Origin of the sequence: Flammeovirga sp. SubArs3, from assembly GCF_947387565.1 — a bacterium.
Lineage (GTDB): Bacteria > Bacteroidota > Bacteroidia > Cytophagales > Flammeovirgaceae > Flammeovirga > Flammeovirga agarivorans.
Genome location: NZ_CANDOA010000006.1, coordinates 413,845 through 438,829, shown reverse-complemented (window position 1 = coordinate 438,829; position 24,985 = coordinate 413,845). Strand labels below are relative to the sequence as shown.

24 protein-coding genes are annotated in these 24,985 nt (G+C 30.9%); 21 read left to right on the top strand and 3 right to left on the bottom strand.

Translation table 11 applies throughout. The annotated features are described in order from the left end of the window. The first annotated feature begins 101 nt into the window (after nt 1–101). The 15 genes from QL232_RS18745 (at nt 102) to QL232_RS18675 (ending at nt 15,198) form a co-directional block, all read left to right on the top strand. Nucleotides 102–809: a hypothetical protein gene (locus tag QL232_RS18745; protein WP_281615344.1), complete on the top strand. Its 708-nt coding sequence runs from the start codon at nt 102–104 to the stop codon at nt 807–809. 106 nt (nt 810–915) lie between these two features. After that, a complete protein-coding gene (locus tag QL232_RS18740; protein ID WP_281615343.1) occupies nt 916–1,326 on the top strand; it encodes a hypothetical protein in 411 nt (136 codons plus the stop codon). A gap of 148 nt (nt 1,327–1,474) precedes the next feature. Then, on the top strand, nt 1,475–2,200 hold the full coding sequence (locus QL232_RS18735) for a hypothetical protein (protein ID WP_281615342.1): 726 nt from the start codon (nt 1,475–1,477) through the stop codon (nt 2,198–2,200). 203 nt (nt 2,201–2,403) lie between these two features. Then, nucleotides 2,404–3,003 carry a hypothetical protein gene (locus QL232_RS18730; protein ID WP_281615341.1) on the top strand — a complete coding sequence of 200 codons (600 nt, stop codon included), beginning with the start codon at nt 2,404–2,406 and terminating at the stop codon, nt 3,001–3,003. Nucleotides 3,004–3,092: 89 nt separating this feature from the next. Continuing rightward, nucleotides 3,093–3,752, top strand: a complete 660-nt coding sequence (locus tag QL232_RS18725; RefSeq protein ID WP_281615340.1) for a hypothetical protein — start codon at nt 3,093–3,095, stop codon at nt 3,750–3,752. A 66-nt stretch (nt 3,753–3,818) separates the two neighbouring features. Continuing rightward, nucleotides 3,819–4,415 (top strand): hypothetical protein, encoded by a 597-nt coding sequence (locus tag QL232_RS18720; RefSeq protein WP_281615339.1) that lies wholly within the window; start codon nt 3,819–3,821, stop codon nt 4,413–4,415. 172 nt (nt 4,416–4,587) lie between these two features. Then, nucleotides 4,588–5,370 (top strand): hypothetical protein, encoded by a 783-nt coding sequence (locus tag QL232_RS18715; protein ID WP_281615338.1) that lies wholly within the window; start codon nt 4,588–4,590, stop codon nt 5,368–5,370. A 331-nt stretch (nt 5,371–5,701) separates the two neighbouring features. Further along, nucleotides 5,702–6,535 carry a helix-turn-helix domain-containing protein gene (locus QL232_RS18710; RefSeq protein WP_281615337.1) on the top strand — a complete coding sequence of 278 codons (834 nt, stop codon included), beginning with the start codon at nt 5,702–5,704 and terminating at the stop codon, nt 6,533–6,535. Between the two features lie 68 nt (nt 6,536–6,603). Continuing rightward, nucleotides 6,604–7,053, top strand: a complete 450-nt coding sequence (locus QL232_RS18705) for a VOC family protein (protein WP_281615336.1) — start codon at nt 6,604–6,606, stop codon at nt 7,051–7,053. A 147-nt stretch (nt 7,054–7,200) separates the two neighbouring features. Beyond that, a complete protein-coding gene (locus QL232_RS18700) occupies nt 7,201–7,809 on the top strand; it encodes a hypothetical protein (protein WP_281615335.1) in 609 nt (202 codons plus the stop codon). A 180-nt stretch (nt 7,810–7,989) separates the two neighbouring features. Beyond that, nucleotides 7,990–9,834, top strand: a complete 1,845-nt coding sequence (locus QL232_RS18695) for a DUF3857 domain-containing protein (protein WP_281615334.1) — start codon at nt 7,990–7,992, stop codon at nt 9,832–9,834. Next, on the top strand, nt 9,831–11,831 hold the full coding sequence (locus QL232_RS18690) for a DUF3857 domain-containing protein (RefSeq protein WP_281615333.1): 2,001 nt from the start codon (nt 9,831–9,833) through the stop codon (nt 11,829–11,831). Before QL232_RS18695 ends, QL232_RS18690 begins: the two co-directional genes overlap by 4 nt. Before the next feature lie 86 nt (nt 11,832–11,917). Next, the gene (locus QL232_RS18685) at nt 11,918–12,595 is read left to right on the top strand and encodes an NAD(P)H-binding protein (protein WP_281615332.1); all 678 of its coding nucleotides are present in this window, start codon (nt 11,918–11,920) and stop codon (nt 12,593–12,595) included. A 182-nt stretch (nt 12,596–12,777) separates the two neighbouring features. Beyond that, complete coding sequence (locus tag QL232_RS18680) at nt 12,778–13,740, top strand: quinone oxidoreductase (protein WP_281615331.1); 963 nt, start codon at nt 12,778–12,780, stop codon at nt 13,738–13,740. Nucleotides 13,741–14,007: 267 nt separating this feature from the next. Further along, a complete protein-coding gene (locus QL232_RS18675; RefSeq protein ID WP_281615330.1) occupies nt 14,008–15,198 on the top strand; it encodes a PQQ-like beta-propeller repeat protein in 1,191 nt (396 codons plus the stop codon). Between the two features lie 101 nt (nt 15,199–15,299). Here the strand turns inward: QL232_RS18675 and QL232_RS18670 are convergent, their stop codons facing one another. Both QL232_RS18670 and QL232_RS18665 read right to left on the bottom strand, forming a co-directional pair. After that, entirely contained in the window at nt 15,300–15,704 is a 405-nt protein-coding gene (locus QL232_RS18670; protein WP_281615348.1) for a response regulator, read from the bottom strand. Nucleotides 15,705–15,724: 20 nt separating this feature from the next. After that, the gene (locus QL232_RS18665) at nt 15,725–16,873 is read right to left on the bottom strand and encodes an ATP-binding protein (RefSeq protein ID WP_281615329.1); all 1,149 of its coding nucleotides are present in this window, start codon (nt 16,871–16,873) and stop codon (nt 15,725–15,727) included. Between the two features lie 874 nt (nt 16,874–17,747). On the opposite strand from QL232_RS18665, the gene QL232_RS18660 reads away from it, so the two are divergent. The 6 genes from QL232_RS18660 to QL232_RS18635 all read left to right on the top strand — a co-directional run bounded on the left by QL232_RS18660 (nt 17,748) and on the right by QL232_RS18635 (nt 23,378). Further along, nucleotides 17,748–18,899, top strand: a complete 1,152-nt coding sequence (locus tag QL232_RS18660) for an alpha/beta hydrolase-fold protein (RefSeq protein ID WP_281615328.1) — start codon at nt 17,748–17,750, stop codon at nt 18,897–18,899. Nucleotides 18,900–18,928: 29 nt separating this feature from the next. Then, nucleotides 18,929–19,807 carry a hypothetical protein gene (locus QL232_RS18655; protein WP_281615327.1) on the top strand — a complete coding sequence of 293 codons (879 nt, stop codon included), beginning with the start codon at nt 18,929–18,931 and terminating at the stop codon, nt 19,805–19,807. Nucleotides 19,808–19,991: 184 nt separating this feature from the next. Then, nucleotides 19,992–20,861 (top strand): hypothetical protein, encoded by an 870-nt coding sequence (locus QL232_RS18650; protein WP_281615326.1) that lies wholly within the window; start codon nt 19,992–19,994, stop codon nt 20,859–20,861. A 141-nt stretch (nt 20,862–21,002) separates the two neighbouring features. Then, the gene (locus QL232_RS18645) at nt 21,003–21,365 is read left to right on the top strand and encodes a hypothetical protein (RefSeq protein WP_281615325.1); all 363 of its coding nucleotides are present in this window, start codon (nt 21,003–21,005) and stop codon (nt 21,363–21,365) included. Nucleotides 21,366–21,403: 38 nt separating this feature from the next. Further along, entirely contained in the window at nt 21,404–22,330 is a 927-nt protein-coding gene (locus QL232_RS18640) for a helix-turn-helix transcriptional regulator (protein ID WP_281615324.1), read from the top strand. Between the two features lie 97 nt (nt 22,331–22,427). Further along, nucleotides 22,428–23,378: a two-component regulator propeller domain-containing protein gene (locus tag QL232_RS18635; RefSeq protein WP_281615323.1), complete on the top strand. Its 951-nt coding sequence runs from the start codon at nt 22,428–22,430 to the stop codon at nt 23,376–23,378. Between the two features lie 62 nt (nt 23,379–23,440). Here the strand turns inward: QL232_RS18635 and QL232_RS18630 are convergent, their stop codons facing one another. Continuing rightward, on the bottom strand, nt 23,441–24,985 hold the full coding sequence (locus QL232_RS18630; RefSeq protein WP_281615322.1) for an arylsulfatase: 1,545 nt from the start codon (nt 24,983–24,985) through the stop codon (nt 23,441–23,443).

Here is a 24,985-nt window from a genome sequence, read left to right as displayed (position 1 = left end):
TAAAAAGGACATATAACAACAGCTAAAACTCCACGTTTCGGGTGACGCACCCTCACACGTAGTTTAGCCATTACGTTGCCTACCATTAGATACTATACTCAATGTTAAAAAGGATATTCATATTAATCATTTTATTTTCTTGTTCTAATCCCAAAGAAGAAGAAAAGTTTATATATGATCATGTTGACTTTATTTCTTTTGACGAACAGGAATTAATACCAACTATAGTAGTTGATTCATTAGATAAAACTATTGACCTTTATAAAATAATTTTGTCAGCAATGAAAAAATCTGAGACTGTAGCTGTTAATAATTTGTTGCGTGTTAATTATAATGATAAGATCTATTATCTAAACAATAAAAATAATTTTTGTTATCTAACGCAGATTTGTTGTCCAAGATCTTCAGATACTTATTCATTAGACGATTTTAATTATACTATTCTAAATGACATTATAAGTCATTTTAATAGTGTACCTATATCAATGATGTATAGAAAATCTATTGAAATTCACTTTAATATTGACACTAATATTAATGAAACTTTATGGTTGTTAAAATTAATCGAAATGGAATTTAGTATTGGGAAATTGAAAGGATATCCATATAACTTAGAGTTAGTACCTAAAGATATGACACGTAAAAATTTTGACCTTTGTATTCCAAAATATGAATTTCACCATGATACTTTAGGTTTAAGAGAATATTCTAGGAGAATCAATATAGAGAAAGAAACTTCAAATCAAGTAATTGAAGAACGAAAAAGGAAATACGAAGAAGAATTACTAGATATTGATTTAAATAATTGATGTAATAAACTTTAAACGGTAGGCAACATCAACTAAACTCCAATCGCGGTTGACGCAACCGCTCACGTAGTTTAGTAATCACGTTGTGCTTCATTAAATAAAAAATATGTCAGAGTTAATTCCATTAAAAATCCCAAATGGATGGGCTGTTTGTGATAATAAATTCTATGATACAGAACCTCTATATGATAAAGATGGGTTTATAGAAAATTGGCACGAAGGATTTATCGAAGATGTCTTGTGGATCTGTGAATGTAAAACTTTAGACAATGGAAATATAGGTATACCCGACTTCAACTGTTTTAATATTGACTTAGGGTGGTACCCGGAAAGTACAAGAGAAGGGGAATATAAAGCTAGATTATTTTGGGATTCAGATAACGAAAGGACGGAGCTTGACTCTATCTCCAGTCAAAATAGAATTTTAATCAAAGAAAAAATTGAATATTGGATGGCAGATATCTTTGAAAATTATTCAGAATATCAATTTAAGATGTTGAACCTCTCACAAAAATGAAGATCAAGTCGTATAAAATTTTCCATTCTATATAAGAAATTGAAATAAAAAACGAAAGCACAACACCAGCTAAAACTCCATGTGTCGGGTGACGCACCCTCACACATAGTTTAGCCATTACGTTACCCCTAATTGAAATCTATTAAATATGAAGAGAATATTTTTTTTATATATCTTTTTTCAAATCTCTTTTAGTGCATTAGGTCAATCGAACACTAATAAATATTTTAACAAGATAAATTCAATTTTACTCGAAAACGTTAATCCTTCAAGTGCAATATATTTACTTGAAAAAGAGGTGGGGAAAGGAATTCAATCAAGGAGTAATTTCTATTTACACTATAGAAGGAATTTGCATGAAAGTTATAATCATTTGAGATTGACAGTAGAAATGAACTGGGAAGAATTTCAAATAGATCTTATCGAGAAAAATGACAGTATAGTTTATCGAAGTGTAAGACATGACTACAATAAGATGTATCAAAATGTGATCTTTAATAATGATCAAGTTATTTCTTTAGTATCAAAGTGGAATGAATTTTATAATGCCACAAAAACTCTGGAAGATTTGATTCAAGAAATTAGACTAGATATAGAATTTGCATACAGATGTGGGGATGGAGCACCAGAGACAGAAACCTACATAGAGATAAAAAAAATGGCAAAACTAAGACAGTTGAAAAAACTAGATAAATATTGTCAAAGTTTTTCGATTGAAAACCAGACATATGGTGTGATTGGCTATGAAATGGTCAAATTAAAAAGTGTAAAGACAAAAAATATATTAAAACACATAAAAGAGAGAAATGCAGAAGTGACTACTTGTCATGGTTGTATTTCAGGAATCATAGAAAAACCATTTGAAAATAACTAAGGGTAACATTCTATATGATGCTATTGCCGTGTAGTAGTTATCTGAAAGGAAAGTGCTATCTTGAGACACCGCCAAAACATTACCTTATCAATCAATCACAGATAAGCTAATCTTTTGGCTATCTAGTAATTTAAGCGTGCTCTGCTGAATAACGGCAGCGGGCACATATAGTAGGCGTTGTGGGCAATTATAGAAACTAAGAAGTGAAAACTGGAATGATAAATACAAAAATTTCTAATAAAGAAGTTGTGGCCATTATTTCATCAATAGGATTAATTGCTTGGATTGTGTCTGATTTTTTTGGTGGTATGTTAATTTGGGTGCTTTCGTACGGATTAATTATAATACCAATATTACTTCTATATAGTTTTTCAATTTTTGACACAATTTTTGAATTAATAAGGAAAGGTAATCAAACTAGTAAAATCAAGTTGATTGCACATGGTACAATACTATTTTCAATTCTGACAATTAATCTTTGTCACTCTGAAATTTTCAAATCGGAGTCAATTATGACTGCTGTCCTGAAAGATGATCTTTATTATTATCGTCTTATTTTTAGAAAAGATAATACTGTAGAAAATCAAATAAATGGGTTTATGGGATTTTCAGAAACTATAAATGGTAAGTATAAAATTGAAAATGATTTAATAATTTTTAATCCAAAGCCATACGACAATGACTTTATTCCAGATACGCTGCTAATAGATAAAAAACAGAAGGTAATCTTTATGGAGAGGGATAAAAATGTAGATTTTATAACTGAGAAAGAATGGTTAAATCATTTTAAGATCGAAGAATAAAATAAAAACAGCCCACAACAACAGCTAAAACTCCACGTTCGGGTGACGCACCCTCACACGTAGTTTAGCATCCACGTTATGCTCAATTAATGAAAAGACCGATTACCATATTATTCTTTATCCTGTTCAGTCATTTGACTTTTGCAGATGAACCTCCTTGTTGGTGTGAATTTTCAATTAAGTCCAATAATGGGGTATATCAAGCTGACATAGAATTTGAAAAGTCAGATTCATTAAAAGAACCGTGGGAAAGAAGATGGACTATTAAGGTCTATGACATGAAATTAGATACAAGTTTAATTTGGTCTTCAAAATTCTTCCAAGACGGATATGGCGGAGGAGTACTTTCGAATGACGGACAGATTTATGTCTATTTGAATGATTGGCTTGATATGAAAGAACCACCAAATCAGGTTGTGATTTATACTCCCCAAAAGACACTCAGGTTTAGTGGAAAGGATTTAGGCCTAAATCCTGACAATTATTCACATACCGTTTCTCATAAAATTTGGATAGACGAATATGAATTAATTCCAAATAGACTCTCAGACTCGACTAATTTGAGAATTAAAACCGATGATTTGAAAGAAATACTGATTAACGTAAAATCCAGCAAAATTGAAAATTCAATAGCAAATCCAGAATTCGTTGAAGAAAATAATATTCTAAAGAAATATGGAATAGGAATTTTAATCTTTATTGGATTGGGAATCCTTTTAATCACATTGAAAAATAAAAAAAGAGCATAACAAGGTGTATAGTGCATAGCACCCTTCGGGATGCTACGACACCATACACGGAACGTCAATGCAATTATGATAAAATCGACTTTTGGTGTTTTCGATCCCTTTTGGGAAAAACATCCACTTCATTTAATAATTTCTGATCTATCTGACGATTTCACTAATGATGATGACATGAGTATGGTAAATGCTCTTAGTGTCATCAGGTCTATATTAGATAATAATTCTTTAATTGATACAACGAAAGGGCTTTTTACAATGTTAGATTCAGGAAATTGGAGAGTTCATGTTTTAGTCGTTGTAATTCTAATTATGGATATTAAATTTAGAACAGAAGAAGTATTTTCTCTTATTAGAGCTAGAATAAGAGTTGGAACATGGGCTAGTCCACAATTATTAGTTGTACTCAATGCATATGACAATCAATTCCCACAAAACATGATGGATGTATTAGATGACTCCTTTGAAATAAGAGGTTATGTCAATCTAGATAACACCTCCAAATTAGGATCCAATGCTTTTATTAAAGAACAAAGCCAAAAAGTAAAATCAGCAATGCAATGGTTAATCAATAATAAATTTGAAGCTGATAATGAAGGAATGAAAATGGCTAAATCATGGTCTATTAGGTTATTACAAATCCAAGAATACTTGGATAAAAAGAACTAAATACAACAACATGTAAAAAAAACATAGCTAGCGTGGTTGCAAAACTGTAACTACTTTTTTCTAGGTTGAGTACATCAATCCAAAGGATAAGATAAGTGCTCAAAAGACTCTATATTGTTTCAAAACCTCTAAGATTTTATATAAAACTTGTATTAACTAAAAGAAAAATCAAATGAACCTTCAAGAGTTAACACCTGCTCAAACACATATGATATTAAATCCTATTAAATCAAAAAATACGGATTTATTAAAATTTGCCTTATTTGATCTATTTTTTAAGGAAATTTTAATGTTAGAACAAGAGTGGAAACTCCCACATCCAAAAAGCTGGCAAGAAAGTTTATTTATCTATGTATCAAGAGGTAAAAAATACGATGAATATATCTATAACATTCATCAAAATATCTTCCTAGAACCATTTAAATTAGAGAATAGAAGAATACAATTAAGGAAGTTAATCAAAGAAATATTACCATTATGTGGAAATGGTCAAGGATATAAAGCGATACAACTTAATGAAGAATTTAAATTACTCGATATATTTCATCAAACATTGAGTTTTAAAGACTTTAATATATTTTTTTTAAATTCTAAGGGGAGAAAATTAAAAAGTGAACTCAAACTTAGTTTAGATAATTATAATCAACGATTAATTTCTCCTGATTTTAACGAAAAAGGTATTTATGAAATTCTTAAAGATATAGGCTCAAATATTTTTTTATTAGATAATTTCAATGCAGAATTAATAGAAAAGCTTAATTCAAATTTTTCTACTTTCATTCAAGGTTCAACTATAAAGGATTCTTCAGAATATACTATAGTTTTTGAAATCCTCTATGAGGTGATGACATTGCCTATATTTACTAATATGAATATAATAGATTCATTTACAGGTTCTTTTGATTCAGGCTTTTATTATGAATCAAGTAACCATGATTCTTCAGAAAATGACTAATTTGGCTTTGATGGATTTTTTTAAACAACAGCTAAAACTTCACCTCCAAGTGAGGTATCTTCTCGATAGGTTAACAATTTCGTGGCGGTAACAAAATGATTGACTATATATTGAAACAGAAAACAATTATTAATTTTACAAGACGACATTATCCAAAATTCTTAAAAGCTTGGCGAGATATGAATGGAGAAATACATATAAACCCTTTTGCTGGAATGAGTTTTATCTTAAAACATATTTTGTAAATGATAAAGAATGGTTTAATCATTTTGAAATCGAAAATAAAAAACATCATCAAACTAGGTAACACATCCTCATTTAACACATCGTTGTGAATAATAAAAAAAACGAAGTGAATAAACTGAAATCCATAAGAAAATACTATAAACCGATACAGCCAACAGTTTCGGTTGATGATAACGAAATATGTTATCATGAAATCCAACCCAAAAAAGAAATTGAGGATTTCATTTATTGTTTTTGGCAACTTAAAACGAAGAAATCTTTAGAAAACGACTATAATTATCGAGTAGTTTCTGATGGTTGTATTGACATATTTTTTGATCACAAAAAACCAATTGAAAACTTTGTGATGGGATTTTGTAGAAAGTTTGTTCAGTTTCCAATTGGGAAAGAATTTAATTATATTGGTATACGGTTTTTACCTTCTGCATTCACACATTTGTTCGGAGTGGATGCCAAATCTATAAGCAATCAATCTCAAGAACTAAATAGTATTTTACCTGACTTTTCAAAATGGATTACTTCAGAAATTAGACCAGAGGAATCATTTGAAAATATCACAAAAATCCTGAATGAAAAACTACTTGGACTCTCACAGAAACAAAGCATTGCTTACGACCACCGATTTTTAGATGCGTTAAATTTAATATTCAAGTGTCATGGATTTTTGGATACCGAAAAAGACCTTACGATAGGATTAAGTCCGAGACAACTTCGCAGAATTTTCAACTTTTATATCGGTACAACTCCAAAATCGTTTAGTAATGTGGTTCGTTTTCAGCATATTCTTAATACAAAACCTTCAAAACAAAGTCTAAAAGAAAACAAACTCTACTTTGATGTTGGTTTTTTTGATCAAGCTCATTTCATTAAAAGTTTTAAAACATTTTATGGAGTAACACCTTCCGAAGCTTTCCGTTAAGTTTGTCCGATTTTTACAATTCCTCGGCTTATTGTCAACCTAAATTTGTATAAACAAAATTATTGACAATGAGAGTAATATTAATGACTGTGTTTGTTCTTTCAGTAGGTTGGACAAATGCACAAACAACAAATAAGATGAAACTTAACGCAGGAATAATCACCGAAAAATTACAGGAAACTAAGAAGTTCTATATCGAGATTTTGGACTTTGGAGTAAGTTTTGAAAACGAATTTTACCTATTGCTTCACACACCCAACCAATCTTCAGAAATCAGTTTCTTACAACCAAATCATCCAAGTCAAAAACACATTTTCCAATCTGAATTCACTGGGCAAGGAGTATACTTTACGATTGAAGTTGAGAATGTAGATGAAGTCTATAATGACCTAAAAAGTAAAGGAGTGCAAATTGAAGTTGAAATACGAGATGAGCCTTGGGGTGATAGGCATTTTGCAATCAAAGACCCCAATGGAATTGGAATCGATATTGTGACGTATACCAAACCTAAAGAATAATAAAAGCTTACTGGTATAACAATGGCAACAAAGCTTTGTGAAAAATTGATGAAAATAATTCTAACATTACTATTTCGAAAGGCTTTTACCACTATTCTCTGTCAAGAGAACCTTATGGAGTTGCTACTTTTTAAATCTTAATATAAAATGAAAACACTTTTTGTCTTACTTCTTATGTTTGTTTTGGTAATTTTTAGTTGTCAAAACGAGAAATGCCGTCTTTATGATTCTGGCCATTTACAAAAAGCTGAACGTGATATTACTCCGGAACCAGATTTAATACTGAGGCTTAATTCAATGTATGAAATCATTTCTGAAGAAAAGTTGAATGTTCAATTATCAAAAGAAAGATATTTAGCGAATAAATATTATGGAGAGCTCACATCAGAAACAGATTTGATAATTGGAAGGAATAAAATTAATCAGGTAATTTATCTAGAGGAATTTATAGTTGACAGATACTCTGATAAACCTTTTGAAATCATACAGACTTATTTTTTTGACAAATATGGAAGGACATTCGCTATTGAACAACACATGAACTCTGTTTGTAACCATAGTGATGCACATCAGACAATTATTCGTTTTTATAATTCTGCTTTCGAACTGATTGATATTAAGTATAGTCTCTTAGGAACAGAAGGTGAAGTACTTGATAAAAGGAAATGCGGTAGTGATTTTGATGAAACACTTGGTATTTCGTCTAATTACACCGAATTGCTTAATACTTATAAATTTGTAAAGGAAAAAGAATAGCCACTCAATAATTTCATTTTAAATACTAATTCTCTTAACCTTATTAGGTGTGCCTAAATATTTATATTTCAAAAAATAAATTAACTTGTGAGCTGAAACCAAAATTAACTAATGCAAACTATGTATAATTAGATTCAATTTAGATGAATTTATGCAATTGCTAAAAAGACAAACTTAACTTTGACAATTCAATTTATTAAAGCTTACTTTTTACTTCTATTACTTTTACTTTTATCCTTACAGTCGTTTACTCAAGTTTTGGATGATGCTACATTTATTTCAATAAATGCAGATAGAAAGAAATCAATAAGAAGAAAAGTAATTCTACAGATTAATAATAAAGATGAAAATTACCTTTCACATGTAGAAATTAGACATACATCAAAACAAGATTTTAGCTTTGATTATGCTAAGGTTTTGGATCAAGATGGGAAGGTGGTTAGAAAACTCAAAAAGAATGAAGTTTTCAGTAGACATGCACAATCTAATCAGGCTTTCTATCAAGACGATATAATATCGGGTTTTGATTTATTCTGGAATCAATATCCATATATTATAGAATATTCTTATACTCAAGTAGAAAAGGAATATTTGTATTACGCTTTTTGGAGTCCTATTTATGATCAAGAGGCTTTTACAGTTCATAGTTCATTAGAAGTTCATTTACCTTTGAACTTTGATTTTCAAAAAAAGTCATCTGATGAGTTAACTTATTTTCATTCCAAATCACAATCTAATTCTATTTTGAAATGGGATGCTTTTCATGTAAAATACCAAAAACAGAATGAGTTATTATCATCAAGGCCAGTATTTCCTCAAGTCAAATTAATACCAAAAGAATTTATTTATTCTATTCATGGTTCAACTGAGTCATGGTCATCTTTTGGTACTTGGATGGACCAATTAAACAGTGGTTCTACAAATATCACATCTAACGAAAAAGAAAAAATAGAGAACCTGATTAATGGTCTAAATACTAAAGAAGAGATAATTAAAACAATTTATTATTACTTACAAGATCATACAAAGTATATAAATGTTTCTATTGATGTTGGAGGTTTGAAAAGCTATCCGGCTTCTTATGTTTGTGAAAAGAAGTATGGAGATTGTAAAGCATTAACGACTTATATGAAAGGTATGCTTCAATCTGTTGGTATAGAATCTTTTTATACACTTGTTAAGGCAGGAGTACAGAAAAAACCAATTGATATTAATTTACCAAGTCAACAGTTTAATCATGTTATCCTTATGGTACCAATAGAATCTGATACGATTTGGTTAGAAAATACATCAAATTGTCTTCCTTTCAATTATATAGGAAAATTTACTCAAGACCGGAAAGCTTTAGTTGTTGATGGAGAAAATAGCCATTTAGTTCACCTTCCAAAATTAACTATTAATGATGTTTTAGTAGAAAAGAATTTTGAATATATGATCTCTGAAAATGATTCTTCAAATATTAAGGTGAATATCACTCTTAGAGGAGAAAAGTTTGAGAAGAGTAGGTATTCAATATTCAAAGATGAAGGTGATTTTATAGAAGAAGTGGCTAGGAATCATGTTGACATGAAGGATTTTACAATAAAAAATCAAGTGATTATTGACAATAATAGAGACAGTACTTCTTTAAAAGTAAGTCTTACAGGAATATCTACTTCAGTAATTAGAAAAATAGGAAACCTGCAAGTAATTCAACCTTTAAAACTGACCATACCGGATTTTGAAAAACCAAGCTTCAGAGAGACTAATGTTTCAATAAACTATCCCATAAATGAACAACATATAAGTGAATTATATTTCAATTTTTCTGAGAAGAAAGAAATTACTATTCCTAAAAATATAATCATAGAAAATAACTATGGGATATATAAGGCCAAGTTTCTTTTAAACGAAGGCCACCTCACTATTACAGAAAAGCTACTATTCTATGACAATAAGATCAATCTTGAAGAATACTCTGAATTCTATAAATTCATTTCTCAAATAAAAAACTATAAGAAAAAATCAGCAATTATTTTAAAATGAAATATCTATTTATCATTACGTTACTTTTTACTCAATTTTCATTTGGGCAAACTAAGAAAATTAAATTTGGCGAAATTTCTAAGGAGGAAATTGATATGAAAATTTATCAAAAAGATAAAGATGCAAAAGCTGTTATTCTTTTTGATAAAGGGGAATCCTATTTTTATGACAATCATGGGGGATATGATATCCGTTTTACACGTCATAAAAGACTTAAAATATTTGATAAGAGGGATACAAAAAATGCAGAAGTATCAATTTTCTATTATATAAATGATGATGGAAAGTCTGAAAAAGTAAAATCCATAAAAGCAGTTACTTACAACTATAAAAATGGCATACAAACAAAAAAAGAGTTGGATGCGTCATCAGTTTATGAAGAAAAAATAAATTCTCGTTGGCGATGTAAAAAATTCGTTTTTCCTAATGTACAGGATGGGTCAATTTTGGAATATACTTACAAATTGGAAACACCTTTTAAGTTTAATTTACCTAATTGGGAGTTTCAGAGTAGGATTCCAACGATTTATAGTGAATACAATGTCAGTTTAATTCCATTCTATGAATACGTTTTTCAATTACAAGGTATTTCGAGGTTTGATTATAGAAATTCCGTTAGATCTACAAAAACGAGAGAATGGGGTGGTGTTGCAAAAGTATATGGGCAAAATGTTAGTGGGGGTTTAGAGTTTTACGATCAATTACATACTTATGTATTAAAAGATGTTCCTGCTTTTGTAGATGAATCTTTTATATCATCTATTAATGATTACCTGATTAAAATTAACTTTCAATTATCTAAGTTTAATCAACCAACAGGTGGATCGATTTCATTCATGACCACATGGACAGAATTGAATGAATTGCTTTTGAAAAATGATAACTTTGGAAAATACATAAAAGGTAGTTCAAAGATTGCAAAAAAGATATTGGCTACTGAATTGAATATAGGCTCTCAATCTGACCGCGATAAGGCAAAAACCATCATAAAGTATGTGAAAAACAATTTTGAATGGAATGGCTATAATGGAAAATATGCTTCTCAATCGCCTAAGAGCTTTTATAACCATAAGGAAGGTAATAGTGCTGATATCAATTTATTTATGATTGCTTTATTAAACGAAGCAGGAGTAGAGACTAAACCGTTGATTTTAAGTACAAGACAAAATGGTAAATTAATAAGTAAATATCCATTTGACCATTCAACCAATTATGTCATTGCCTTTGTGAATATTGAATCACCTTTTATGTCTGATGGTACAGATGTTTTATTGCCTTACAACAGACTTCCTTTAAAATGTATTCATGAAAAAGGTATCATTGTCGATGATAATGAAGAAACAAAATGGGTTAGTTTAGAGAATAATGTTTCTGCTCTAGAGAAGCATATTATTCAATTAAAAATCGATAACTCTTTTAATGGGTCTGGTAATATTTCTATTCTTAATACGGGTTACAATTCTTATCTGACACGTCAATTATTTCAAAACGATGAGGGTAAAATAAAAGAGTTCTTTTCGAAAGAATTGGGTGGAGAAATAATAAATGTAAGAGCATCTGATTATAAAAAGGTGAGTATTCCTCATTCAATACACTTAAAAACAAACTTGGAACCGGAGATTGTAGCAAATAATGTTGTAATAAAGCCTTTATTAAACTTACCAATTACCGAGAATTATTTTACTCAAAAGGAAAGAAAGCACCTAGTTGATTTTATTTATAAAAGGAATCAAGAGTTTGAATCGACTTTAGAAATTCCAAGTAATTTATCTTTAGTCGAACTTCCACCGAATTATCAATTTGAAAATTCACTCGTGAATATAAATTTACTTTATACGGTTAAAGATAATATTATTGTAACCAAAGGAAGCTATAGTTTCAAAAAGACAAAATACCAACCGAGCGAATATGCTCAAGTAAAAAGATATTTTGATCAGATCATTAAGAAGTTTAATCAGCCTTTAGTTTTTGAAACTATAGAAAAACATCAAAAATAATCCTTAAAGAACTATATACTTTATAGAGAACAATTTCCGAAAGTATATTAATTTGTTTTCTGTATCCATCCTAAAAAAATATAACCATGGAAAATAATAATAACATCGTCTTTATCGGAGCTACAGGAGCTGTTGGTGGACATGCACTTACAAGATTATTAGAGGTCGATCATAAAGGTAATATTCTTACATTAGGAAGAAGAAATGTTGAGATGAAAGCTACTCCAACCTTTCTTGAACAGAAAACAATAGATATCCACGATCCAACAAGTTATTCGGAGTATATACACGGACAAAAAATTGCAATCTGCACTTTGGGAGTGGGGGAACCTACTAAAATGTCAAAAGCTGATTTTATTGCTATCGATAAAACAGCGGTATTAAATTTCGCTAAGGAATGTAAGAAAAATGGGGTGAAACATTTTCATATTTTATCTTCAATTGGGGTAGATAGCAAATCCATGAATTATTACATGCGAACAAAAGGTGAATTAAACGAAGAACTAATAAAGCTTGGATTTGATCGATTATGTATTTACCAACCTTCTATGATTATGACACCAACTAATAGATACGGCTTCACACAAGCTGTTGCTCTTGCTGTTTGGCCAAAACTTGACTTTATCTTGCAAAATAAAGCAAGAAAATACAGAGGAATAAAGGTAGATATGTTGGGTAAAGCCATCGCTAATAATGCTTTACTGGACAAACAAGGGGTTGAATATTTACAATATGATGATTTTCTTAAGCTGCAAAGTATCTAAATAATTCGATTTTGAGAAAAGCCACTTTTGTAAATCAAAAGTGGCTTTTCTTTTTGTATGAAGCTTATCTTTTAGACAAGTTGAATTTTATGTTCTAACTCAGTATTACTTTTACTAATTTTACTCACAGTTGGCTTCTATCGCTAATTTTTGATACATACTAACCTAACACATTATTGAAAATGAAAGCATTGACATTTTCTAAGTTTGGAGCACCTGATGTTTTAGAATACAAAGATGTTCCTCAACCTGAGATTAAAGACAATGAAATACTATTAAAAAATAAGGCAATAGGTCTAAACTATGCTGACATCTACCGTAGAAAAGGGAATTACCATCTAAAAGGTGAACCTCCTTTTATAGCTGGCTACGAAGGAGCAGGTATTGTAGTTGCAACTAAATCTTCCAAATATAAAATAGGTGATGAGGTAGCTTATGCAGATGTTCCATTTTCGAATGCTGAATTTGTTGTCGTTCCGGAATCACATGCTATTCCTATTCCCAAGAGTATTGGCTTTAATATGTCTGCTTCTGTTTTACTACAAGGACTAACAGCTCATTATCTATCAAAAGATAGTTATGATATAAAGGAAGGGGAAACGGTTTTAATTCATGCAGCTTCAGGTGGAGTTGGACAGATCTTATGTCAAATTTGTAAATCAAAAGGAGCTACAGTAATTGGTTTGTCAAGAAATAAAGAGAAACTGCAAACAATATTAGATTCAAAAGCAGACTATGCCATTCAATTAGATGATAATTGGAAAGCTAAAGTATTGGAACTTACAGATAGCAAAGGAGTAGATGTTGTTTATGATAGTGTTGGAGCAACAATAATGGATAGCTTCGAAGTTACCAAAGAATGTGGTCATGTCGTGTTTTATGGTATGAGTGGTGGAGATCCTGTTTCTATCGATCCAAGAATGCTTATGGATTCAAGTAAAACCCTAACAGGTGGTGATCTTTGGAGTTACCTAAAAACGGAGAAAGATCGAGTAGAGAGAGCTAGTCAATTATTTAAGTTAATTGAAGATGGGACTATTGTGATCAAAGACCCTGTAAAATTCAAACTTTCTGAAGGAAAAGCAGCACATGAATATTTAGAAAGCGGTAAAAGTTCAAGCAAAATACTTTTAATACCAGAATGATATTCTAAATATGTAATACTTTAAAAATAAATAGCCAACTCATTAAGTATATTTTATTGAGTTGGCTTTTTTATTGAATCAATTTCATAAAACCTTTGGATCCTTTTGTTTGGAGAGCTTTAAAACTCTAATTTGCTATTAATTAATTAGATGGATTTCCTAACACAATTTAGAAATACATCTATTTCTAGTACTAACCTGGGACTTCTACTACTACAATTTATCTCAGAGTTAGGTCAATAATTTTTCAAATTCAACTATCATTAAATGAAAAGTCTTTTTTCAATTTTAATCATCACTATCTACTCTTCAGTATTATATGGGCAAACTTCTTTAGTATGGGAGTATAAACTCAGTCAGGGAGTATATTCATCACCTGTTATTGATAACAACGTCCTATTTATTGGGAGTAATGATTCGAGCTTTTATGCATTAGATAAATCTAATGGTCAATTGTTTTGGAAATACCGAACTAAAGGAGAACTGAAATCTCAACCTTTAGTTTATAAGGAGTCCGTAATTTTCAACAGTACTGATGGGTTCATTTATTCTGTCAATAAAAATACAGGACAACTGATTTGGCGATTTGCTACTGAAGGGGAAAAAAGAAAAGACATATGGGATTATTACCTTTCTTCCCCAATTATATCAGAGGATAAACTATTTATCGGAAGTGGAGATGGTCATCTTTATACCTTAAACCCTTATAATGGGGAATTAATTTGGAAGCATAAAACGGGAGGAATTATTCATGCTAATCCTTTAGTCTATCAGAACAAAGTATTTATAGGAAGCTTTGACGGATTCTTTTATGCCCTAAATGTAGAGAATGGGGAGTTGATCTGGAAGTTTAAAACCATTGGTGATGAATATTTTCCAAACGGTGAAATTCAGAAAGGAGCAACAATTTATAAGAACTCAATCATTTTTGGTAGTAGGGATTATAATATCTATTCTCTAAATATCGATACAGGCAGGGGAATGTGGAATAGAAAAGAGAAGGGCAGTTGGGTAGTTGCAGAACCTCTGATCGTAGATGATATTGTTTACTTCGGAACTTCAGATTCTCATCGTTTCTGTGGACTAAATGCATCAAATGGTTATGATAAATATTCTTTACCATTAAACATGAGGGTATATGGTAAGGCCGTATTTTATGATGGCGAGATTTATTTTGGTTGCTTTAATGGAAAGCTCTATAAGTTTAATATCGCTGACGAAGAATTAAGTCAAGTCTTTCAAACACATGGTAGTGAAAATAATTACTTTAATGTGTATAACAAAAAAGATGAGTTTGTCGATGGGTTTAACTTATATGACGATAACTATAAAGAAGCAGAAGAGAAAATCCTAAGCTTAGGAGCTATACTTTCTACACCTATAGTAGACAATCAGGTTATCTATTTTGGTGACTCAAATGGGTATATATATGCGTATAAGTTAAAGGAGTTAGAATAAAAAATAATGCTAAACAGGAAACATGAAAAGTCAACTCATGTTTCCGTTTAGCATTTTATTGAAAACGAAAAACTAATATATGGAACAATAAAAGTTCTGATTTAATGAACATTTTCGAAAGATATTCCGAAATGATTGGTTAGAATATTTTTAATTTTGGTGGCATTTAAAATCTTATTTTCAAGACCGGTCACACAAAAATAGGAGTCAGCCCGAAGGATATCTGAAGGGTTAGAAGAAGTGGTGAGTACTATTATTTTTGTTTGGTCAAACTTCTTATCAAAACCATTTATAATATATCGATCCAAGAAATCCCATCCGTTAACTCTAGGCATATTAATATCAAGTAATATTAAATCAGGTACCTTAATGGAATCAACAGGGTGTGATAGATATTCTATAGCCTTTTCTGCATCTTCATATATCAAATGGTTTTTGATGACATCTATTTTCATAATGATTGATTTATTATAAAAATTAGTAGCCTCATCATCATCAATACACATTATACAATCTAACACTTCACTCATACTAATTCATTACTTATTGTAAAACAAAACTTACTTCCTTGTGGCTGGTTCTTTTCAACCCATATTTGCCCATCATGTAAATCAATTACTTTTTTACAAATAGATAGGCCTATACCGGCTCCTTCAAATTCATTTTTTTTATGTAGTCTTTGGAAAACATGGAATACTCTTTCAAAATATTCTTCTTCAATACCTATACCGTTATCTATTACCTCAATTTTCCATTTTTCATCTAGTTGTTCTGAGGTAATTTCAATTTTTATAGGTACATCAGGTTGTCTGTATTTTATTGAATTACTGATTAAGTTTTGGAATAATAATCTAAGTTCTGTCTCATAAACATTTAATGTAGGTAGTTCAGGGACAATCACCTCGGCTTCAACTTTCATAATTGACCCAGCTAAATCAGCCAATACGCCATCTACAACGGCGTTTAGATCAGCCTTTTTTAATTGAAGTTGTTTTCCAATTACATTATAATCCAACATACCCTTTAATAGAACTTGCATTCTTCCCGTAGCTGAATTTATAAATTCCAGGTATTTCTCAGAATTGCCTATGTTATCAAGTTCAGAAAGTTCTTCTTTCAATAACATAGAAAAACTTTGAATGGTATTTAATGGTTCTCTTAAATCATGTGATGTGACATAACCCATTTGTTCTAGCTCATAGTTCTTTTGAGCTACTTTTTCCATGGAGTCTTCAAGTTTCTTAGCGTAATTTCTGCTTTCGGTAATATCATGAACACTACCAATAAGCATTTTACAATGATCATTCTGATCAAAAATTGGAGCAATTCTCACTTCACCTATTTTTCTCCCTGTAGGATAAGGTGTAATCTCCTCCCAACTTACACTAGACTTGGTACGAATAGCCGTTTCATAGTGGCCTAATACTAAAGACAAGGAGGGTTCAGGAATTACTTCTTTTACATTTTTTCCAATTACTTGATCCCGATTTAATCCTGTAGCGTTTAAAAAACTTTGGTTTACTGAACTGAAGATGTAATCGTCAGTTGAGTTTACGTTTAGGGCAAAGATAACATCGCCTACCGTATCATAAATTAACGATAGGATTTTGTCTTTCTCTTCCAACATTTGATAGTAGGATTCTGCTTTAAATCCTTCGTTGTTAACAGAAGTCATAAGGTAAAATTAAATGGTAATCTGTTCCAATAATCTAGAACTTAAAAACAAACAATAATGGTTGTATGATGCAATTTAGACTAGGTAAAATGTGCTTATTAAAATTTAATAAATACTTTACTCATTTATAATATAGTGAACATATGTTAAAATTAAAAATAATATGAATTGCTTTAAGCGACAATTGAATGACTGTTATTGATAAATTTAGACATTTTGATCAATCTATATGATTTTCGAAAAGAGGCTAACGGATTGTACTATATTTACTTTTTATTGAACTTAGCTAGTTTTAGTATAATAGTGATTAGAATTTGATAGTACATTGATCTAATTATAATCAAACTTATCATGAAATAGTTCAATTCTTATTGAATTGGTTCTATTGTCTCTATGTTATTATTTTTCCTTTTGAATTGCTTCATTTTTTTTTGTTAACTTCATGAATATATACAGAATACGCTAAAAGCAACTATGTCATAAATTAAATGCTGTATCATATTTCAATTGATTAATAAACTAATGAACCGTTATTCGAATGGAAAATGAATACCAAAATCAACTAAAAAAACAAAGACAAAATAAAAGTCTATCAAGAAGAGAACAAGACAAGGTAAGAAGGAATGTCTCGGTTTCTTTAACTGAAAAATGGATGATATTTCTACTGGGGCCTTTTTCAATTTTCTACTTACATAATTCCTCGATTTTTAAACAAGAAGACCGAAATAGCCTTATCAAACAAGGTTGGAGTTATTTAATACTTAGTATCCTATTTTGGTCTGTAGTATTATTAATTGTAAAACTATTTTTATTTCATAGTTGAAGACTTTCCAAAAAAATTACTAAAGTATAACTAACCTATTTTAATAGAACCATGATTTCTAAACTTACTTCAATACTATTGTTTACCGTATGCTCTTTGACGCTACATGCACAGAATATAGCTAGAGTAGAAAACATCAAAATTCAATCAAAAGCCTTAGATCAGGAAAGGGAAATATTAATATATACTCCTTTAGATTATGATTGGAGAATTCATGAATATTTTAATGTGATCTATGTATTCGATGCTCATCATAGAGAATTATTTGATTATACGACTTCAATACTGTCTTTTATATCTGAAAATTCTAAAAACTTTATCGTAGTTGGGATTACATCTCCTTATATTAAAGAGACTGATTATTCTAGAAATAATGATTTACTACCCGTACTTAATTCTGAAGCTGCCCAAAAAAGGTATGGGAAGTATTCGGGCAATGCCAATAATTTCTATGATTATGTAAAAGATGAAGTAATCCCATATGTTGAAGACAACTATAGGACTTTAAACAGTGTAGGAATAGGACATTCTTTAAGTGCTTCATTTATACTTTCTTCAATGGTAAAGACACCTACCATATTTGATAATTATATAGCAATATCACCCAACTTTGCTTATGATGATGAGCGAGTGGCTAAAGAAATATTCCAATTTGATTATTCAAAATTCACCCAACCAACATTAGTATATATAAGTCATGCAGACGAAGGCAATGGATATTGGAAAGAATGGAAACCATCAAGAGAGAAAGTATATTCATTTTTACAAAGTAAAGACAACGACAATCTAATTTTTGAGAAGGGAAATTTCGAGGAGTATAATCATTGGAATACATTTCCTGTTAGTTTAAATAAAGCACTCCCTTTATATATTGATAAGACACTTCCTCTACAGGAAAACATCTTATCTCAAGAAGAATATGAAGTAACAATTAATGTATCAGTGCCAAATAAAAAAGATGTTCTTTACATTACTGGTAATCAGGATCAGTTAGCGAATTGGAATCCTAAGAAAATTAAGATGAAAAAATTATCTGATTACGAAAGAACAATTACATTAAAACTCAAAAGTCCAACACAGTTTAAATTAACTAAAGGAAACTGGGATACAGAAGCGGAGGTAGAAGGTTCTTTTGGTAATATTATTATTAAGCCAGAGACACAATCTACTTTCAACCTAAAAGTATTAAGCTTCTACGATTAATAGATTATAAATTTTACAACATCATTTTAATGCTCAGAAAATTCAAGTTCTTATTGCTGTTATTTGTTGGATTTCCTTTTGTGCTTTTTGGCCAAGAATATTCTTATGTCATTTCAAAAGCAAAGAAAACAGATAACCTACTTTTTATTTTTCCAGGGTTTGGATCGAACGCCGAAAAAACGAAACGAGAATTTACAATACCAGATCATACTTCAAGCAACCTTACTGTAGTATATCTTAACTTTAATCGACGATTATTTTTATCAAAAAATGAAAAAGAGGAATTGATGCATACCATCCTTGAGTTACATTCTAAACAATTCAAAGATGCAAAAATCTATTTAGGTGGCTTTTCTAGTGGAGGTACTATTGCCTTATCTCTAGGAGAATATTTCGTTGAAAATAAAGTTTCTAATCTTAAAGGAGTATTTGTGGTCGACTCACCAATTGATTTACAACACTTATACTCTACTAACTTAAAAAATATTGAACGTAATTGTTCAAAAGTATCAGTACAAGAGTCACGTTATATTAATTCAATTCTTGAAAGTAAGATTGAAGAGAAAACCGTTTACTCCATTAATTCTTTATATGATAGTAAGAGTAAGGACTATTCTAAGTTAGATGATTTGGTAACCAATATTCCAATTTATATTATAACTGAAAAAGCCCCTTTATGGTGGAAAGAAAACAGATGTAATAATGAAGACGAAACAAATCAGTATGTATTGGAATCATTTTATCATGTATTAAGTGATAATCCAGCTACTAAAGTATCTATTTCAATCACAACAGATAAAGGTTATAGACAAAATGGTTCAAGACATCCTCATTCTTGGAGTATTGTTGATCCTCTAAAACTGATGGATTGGATAAAGGAAACTTCTGTTCAATGTCAATCTTATTGATCATATAATTGGAATATATAGGTTGAGAAGAGACATTCAATATTTTAAAAACAGGAAGAATCAGATAACCAATAGAAGGATTAAGTGTCCCTTTCAATGAGAAGATATTGTCGTATACCTTGTTCATTTAGATAAACCTTAGTAACATTATTAAGATATTTAATTCACTTAAAATAAACCCATAATGAAAGCTTATTCTATTTTCATTTTCATCGCTGCCTTATTGATATCCTGTGGAAATTCTGAAGAAAATTGGAGTAAAGACCAAATTATAGACCATGTCGCACAAGAGAATACTACAGGTACTGGGTATCGTGATTTAGAGGGTAAATTTATTGATTACGAGTATGTTGATTTTGGTAGTTTTCGTTTGGCCATCTATAATAATTCCATTAAGTGGAAAGGTTATGGAGGCTATTTTGATGGGATTGTTTCAAAAGTGACACCAAAGATTACTAAAGTTTCAGAAGGGGTTTATTTTCTTTCATGGGTATTTGGTGAAAACGGGGGAGACAATGTCGTGGTAAATTTTAATACAAAAAAGGTGTATGCCCATCTTCGTTCTGGAAATGCTGATGAAAATAGTCCGGCAGACTTTGAGATGATTCATGGTAACGTGAAATGTGGTCCTTCAACTTCTTGTACATATCCAGAGGGAGAACCTATTTCAATGATTGAGATGATTTTTACATTATACCTGAATACTAAGAAGTTTGATTTACCACCCATTTTTGAAACGAAAAAACCATTGATAGAAGAACATTTAACTGCTAGAAAGGAATTAGCAGAAGAGCCTATAAAGTATCAGAGTGAAAAAGGAGAAGTCGTTATTCAAGTGGCAGGGGATATTACAAAAGTTAGTATAAATGGTGAAAACCCGAAAGAATACCAAACCAATGTAACGAAGATAAATAATGGTGTATATTTCATTTCTTGGTTGGGCAATGATCAATTCGGAGAGCACATTGTATTTAATAAAAATCAAGGAAAAGTGTATGATCATATGAATTTCTCATTGGAAAGAGAAGAATTGATTTTTCCAGAAATCAAATAGTATGACCAACAGAATTATATCGCTTTATACTTTCAGAAACGAAAATGTATACTTCTTCTGCAAAAATGTTTAAGTCCATTTCTTTGTGTATTGACGTACTTTGTATTCGTTAATAGATTATTAAATCATAAAAATAAAGAAATGACAATTCAAGATATAGCAAAGAAGGTAAATTCAAGTTGGGTACATCAAATACGTTGTGGAGAACATAGATTTGTAGATATTACGATCGTTGAAGCTGAAGGAAGGTTCTTTGTGCGACAGTATAAATTTGGAAAAAGAAGTTGGAGAGATGCGTTTCTTGATCACCCTGATGGTGCAATGAAGGTTGGTGATACAGAGGTGCTTATTAAGGGTGTAGTTCCTGAAAATTTAGAAGAAGTCAATAAATTAGTGAATAAGGCTTATTTTAAGAAAATGAATATCATGTATTGGTTAATGAGGTTAACGTATAGTAGAAAAAAGCATGAAGCTTCTACATTAGAATTAATTCCACAGATATAGATCCCTCCATCCAATAGAATGTTATAAAATTGTATCCGATGAAAACTTTAAATTTTAATACAATAGCTGATTTGCATGAATATGGAGGATTACCCGAACCAGAAAATCCTTTATTTAGTGCATCACATACTAATACGGAACAGAATCAGAAAGAAAGCTGTGAAGATAAAGAAGACGTAGAAGTGAGTTTAACTTGTGACTTCTACAATATCAGTCTAAAAAATATTATTTCAGGTGAGTTGGTATACGGTCGAACTAAATACGATTGTACCAATGGAACATTACTATTTACAGCACCTAAACAGACGCTCGTTTTTAAGAATCTAGTTTTTAGTGCTGAAGCTTATCATATCTCTTTTCACAAAGATTTTATTAGAGGAACTGCAATCTATAATCAGATTAAAGAATACTCTTTCTTTGAATATAAAGTCAATGAGGCCTTACATTTATCACCGAAGGAAGAAGCATTATTAAAAACGTTATTTAGGAATATTGAATTAGAATATCAAAATAACCAAGATGAGTTTAGTAAGGAAATTATCCTTTCTCAGTTGGAAACATTATTAAGATATGCAAACCGATTCTACAAACGTCAGTTCTTAAATAGAAAAGACAACAACAACCATATATTCTCTCAGTTTAAAGCTGTTCTCAATGTATATTTTGAAACGAATCAGTTCGAAGAAAATGGGATACCAACAGTTAATTGGTTGGCAAAACAGATGGGAGTAAGTCATAGGTACATGAGTGATGCTATTAAGACGGAAACTGGAAAAACAGCCGTAGATCAAATCAACCTTTATATTATTGAGGAAGCGAAAAACTTATTATTGTCTCCAAATATTAGTATCTCTGAGACTGCCTATAAACTTGGTTTTGAATATCCTCAATATTTTTCTCGTTTGTTCAAAAAGAAAACGGGCTTGAGTCCAAAAGCTTATATAGCACAGTCTACATTAAATTAATGGTTACCGATTAAATTCTTATTTGCCAGTGAAGTTGTTATATGTATCAATAGTATTTTGTGTCCTAAACTTTCCTCTGATGTCTTGCTCAAAGAAAATGCAGGAAAGTACAAACAAAGAGAAAAGTCAAAATCATGTATCTATTATAAGTAGACACAAAATTGATACGATTAAAACAACATTGGCCCCAACAAGAATTACCAGAAAGATCAGAAAGAACAAGGAGGGGAATTTACTAATTACTGCTTTTTCAGAACTTCATATTTTTGATGGGGAAACATTTAAAGAAATAACTATCCCTACCAATATTGATAGCCTTGATGCTTTTGATTCGATAATAGATAAGGGAGATAATTTATGGATAGGAAGCACTCATTTTGGTGTGTACAAAATATATAAAGGCGGAACCTCTCAATACCAACAAAAAGATGGACTGTCGGGTGATAGAGTGATAGATCTATTGGAAGATAAGCATGGTGATATTTGGGTAGCGACGAATAATGGAATCAGTATTTTTAAGGGTCAAACCATTACTACTTTAACGACAAAGGATGGACTTCCTAATTATGATGTGAACACTTTATTGGAAGATAGAAATGGAGATATTTGGATTGGGTCAAGAGGAAAAACTGCTATATATAACACTGACCGGAAATCATTTATCGAAGTTACCCAGCATAATGGAGAGGCTATAGAAAATGTTTGGAGTATCATTGAAACATCGGAGGGAGATATTTGGATTGGCGGTAAAGATGGACTCTTTCTATCAAAAAATAATAGTATTGAAAAGGTAGCGAATGACTTTATCAATTGTATTTATGAAGACAATGAAGGAAGTATATGGACAGTTACATCAAGTGGAAAACTAAGTTATCTTTCTAAGAATTCCAGATTATTAAATAACTACCAACCTAGAGAGGTTTTTGATTTAAAAGTGATGTGTTTTACTATCAATCAAGATAAAAATGGAAATCTTCTGATTGGCTCGTTAAATGGTATTTATAGGTTTAAGGATAACAAGATGACTTATTTAAGCCGACGATATTAATAAAAAAAAGTTGGTAAACGATAACGTCTACCAACTTTAGGTATCTATTTGTCTCTCTACAATTATTTTGATAAAGTAGTTGATGAAGAAGTAATAGAATCCAATTTTTGTTGTAATAATTCAACAATTTCAGGATGTTGAGAAGCAATATTGATTCTCTCCTGCAAATCGTTATCTAAATTGAAAAGCTGAGGTTTTCTAGATAATCCTCCTTCTATATTTTTAGTCTTCTCCATAAAATTTGGAATTCTTCTATCCTTAGGAATGGGTTGTATATATTTCCATTGACCATTACGAATAGCTAAACTGAAACCTTCTTCTACCATAAAATCTCTGCCTTTATCTGTTTCACCCAAAAGAGGTGGTAACATGTTCTTTGAATCCACCGCAACATTTTTTGGTAACTCTACACCCAATAAATCGGCAAAAGAAGCATAAAAATCTATATGAGAGAAAGTGGCATTATTTACTTGTCCAGCTTCAATTTTATTTGGCCAGTAAGCAATCATTGGCACTCTTGTTCCGCCCTCATAAGAAGAATATTTACCACCACTAAATGGACCGTTTGGTTGATGATCTCCTAGGAGTTCGATCGCTTGGTCATCGTAACCATCGGTTAAAACAGCGCCATTATCGGATGTGAAGATCACTAATGTATTTTTATCGATACCCAAATCTTTTAAGGTTTTCATTACAAGCCCAGTGGTATAGTCCATTTGTAATATGACATCACCTCTAACACCCATTTCAGATTTACCTCTAAATCGATCTGAAGGTAATCTTGGAACATGGATATCGTGGAATGCAAAATAGAGGAAGAAGTGTTCATCTTTATGTTTTGTGATAAAATCGGAGGCTTTACCTGCTAACATCTCAGGGAAGTCTTCATCCGTCCATAAAGCTCTTTCTCCACCTTTCATATAACCAATGCGAGAAATACCATTGATGATAGTATTTCCATGTTGTTGATCAGCCCCTTGTCGTAATAACTCTGGTTGATCATTTCCAGTGGGTCGGTCTGAGATATTCTTCTTGTAACTTACCGTAATTGGATCATTTTTATCCAAGTTAACCACATGATGGTTTTCCAAGTAAACCGAAGGAACTCTATCGCCTGTTGAAGGAAGTAGAAAAGAGTAATCAAACCCTATTTCTAAAGGCCCTGGTTTTACTGCCTGATTCCAGTCAACATTTCCATTACCTAATCCTAAATGCCATTTACCGACTACTGCTGTAGCATATCCTTGCTCTTTTAACATGTCTGGCAATGTCTTCTTATTCGGGTTGATCAATAGGGGAGCGTCGCCAGGAAGAATTTGAGCATTTTTTCTGAAAGCATATTCCCCAGTTAGCATAGAATATCTTGAAGGAGTACATGTAGCATGAGGCGAATGAACGTCAGTAAATAATATACCACCTTCTGCTAGCTTATCGATTTCAGGAGTTGAAGCCCCTTGTAAACCATTAACACCGATATCTCCATAACCTAAGTCATCCACATAAAAGATGACAATATTAGGTTTATCTATTGTATTCTGATCGACCTTTGTTTGCTTGTTGCAACTAATTAAACCGGCAATTGCCAAACATGTTAGTATTTTCTTCAT

Coding starts and splice junctions, on each gene's coding strand:
- QL232_RS18685 (WP_281615332.1), top strand. CDS start 11,918: ATGGAAAATAATAATAACATCGTCTTTATCGGAGCTACAGGAGCTGTT.
- QL232_RS18635 (WP_281615323.1), top strand. CDS start 22,428: ATGCAGGAAAGTACAAACAAAGAGAAAAGTCAAAATCATGTATCTATT.
- QL232_RS18645 (WP_281615325.1), top strand. CDS start 21,003: ATGACAATTCAAGATATAGCAAAGAAGGTAAATTCAAGTTGGGTACAT.
- QL232_RS18690 (WP_281615333.1), top strand. CDS start 9,831: ATGAAATATCTATTTATCATTACGTTACTTTTTACTCAATTTTCATTT.
- QL232_RS18725 (WP_281615340.1), top strand. CDS start 3,093: ATGAAAAGACCGATTACCATATTATTCTTTATCCTGTTCAGTCATTTG.
- QL232_RS18640 (WP_281615324.1), top strand. CDS start 21,404: ATGAAAACTTTAAATTTTAATACAATAGCTGATTTGCATGAATATGGA.
- QL232_RS18720 (WP_281615339.1), top strand. CDS start 3,819: ATGATAAAATCGACTTTTGGTGTTTTCGATCCCTTTTGGGAAAAACAT.
- QL232_RS18650 (WP_281615326.1), top strand. CDS start 19,992: ATGAAAGCTTATTCTATTTTCATTTTCATCGCTGCCTTATTGATATCC.
- QL232_RS18700 (WP_281615335.1), top strand. CDS start 7,201: ATGAAAACACTTTTTGTCTTACTTCTTATGTTTGTTTTGGTAATTTTT.
- QL232_RS18670 (WP_281615348.1), bottom strand. CDS start 15,704: ATGTGTATTGATGATGATGAGGCTACTAATTTTTATAATAAATCAATC.
- QL232_RS18680 (WP_281615331.1), top strand. CDS start 12,778: ATGAAAGCATTGACATTTTCTAAGTTTGGAGCACCTGATGTTTTAGAA.
- QL232_RS18630 (WP_281615322.1), bottom strand. CDS start 24,985: ATGAAGAAAATACTAACATGTTTGGCAATTGCCGGTTTAATTAGTTGC.
- QL232_RS18655 (WP_281615327.1), top strand. CDS start 18,929: ATGCTCAGAAAATTCAAGTTCTTATTGCTGTTATTTGTTGGATTTCCT.
- QL232_RS18705 (WP_281615336.1), top strand. CDS start 6,604: ATGAGAGTAATATTAATGACTGTGTTTGTTCTTTCAGTAGGTTGGACA.
- QL232_RS18740 (WP_281615343.1), top strand. CDS start 916: ATGTCAGAGTTAATTCCATTAAAAATCCCAAATGGATGGGCTGTTTGT.
- QL232_RS18715 (WP_281615338.1), top strand. CDS start 4,588: ATGAACCTTCAAGAGTTAACACCTGCTCAAACACATATGATATTAAAT.
- QL232_RS18735 (WP_281615342.1), top strand. CDS start 1,475: ATGAAGAGAATATTTTTTTTATATATCTTTTTTCAAATCTCTTTTAGT.
- QL232_RS18675 (WP_281615330.1), top strand. CDS start 14,008: ATGAAAAGTCTTTTTTCAATTTTAATCATCACTATCTACTCTTCAGTA.
- QL232_RS18660 (WP_281615328.1), top strand. CDS start 17,748: ATGATTTCTAAACTTACTTCAATACTATTGTTTACCGTATGCTCTTTG.
- QL232_RS18665 (WP_281615329.1), bottom strand. CDS start 16,873: ATGACTTCTGTTAACAACGAAGGATTTAAAGCAGAATCCTACTATCAA.
- QL232_RS18745 (WP_281615344.1), top strand. CDS start 102: ATGTTAAAAAGGATATTCATATTAATCATTTTATTTTCTTGTTCTAAT.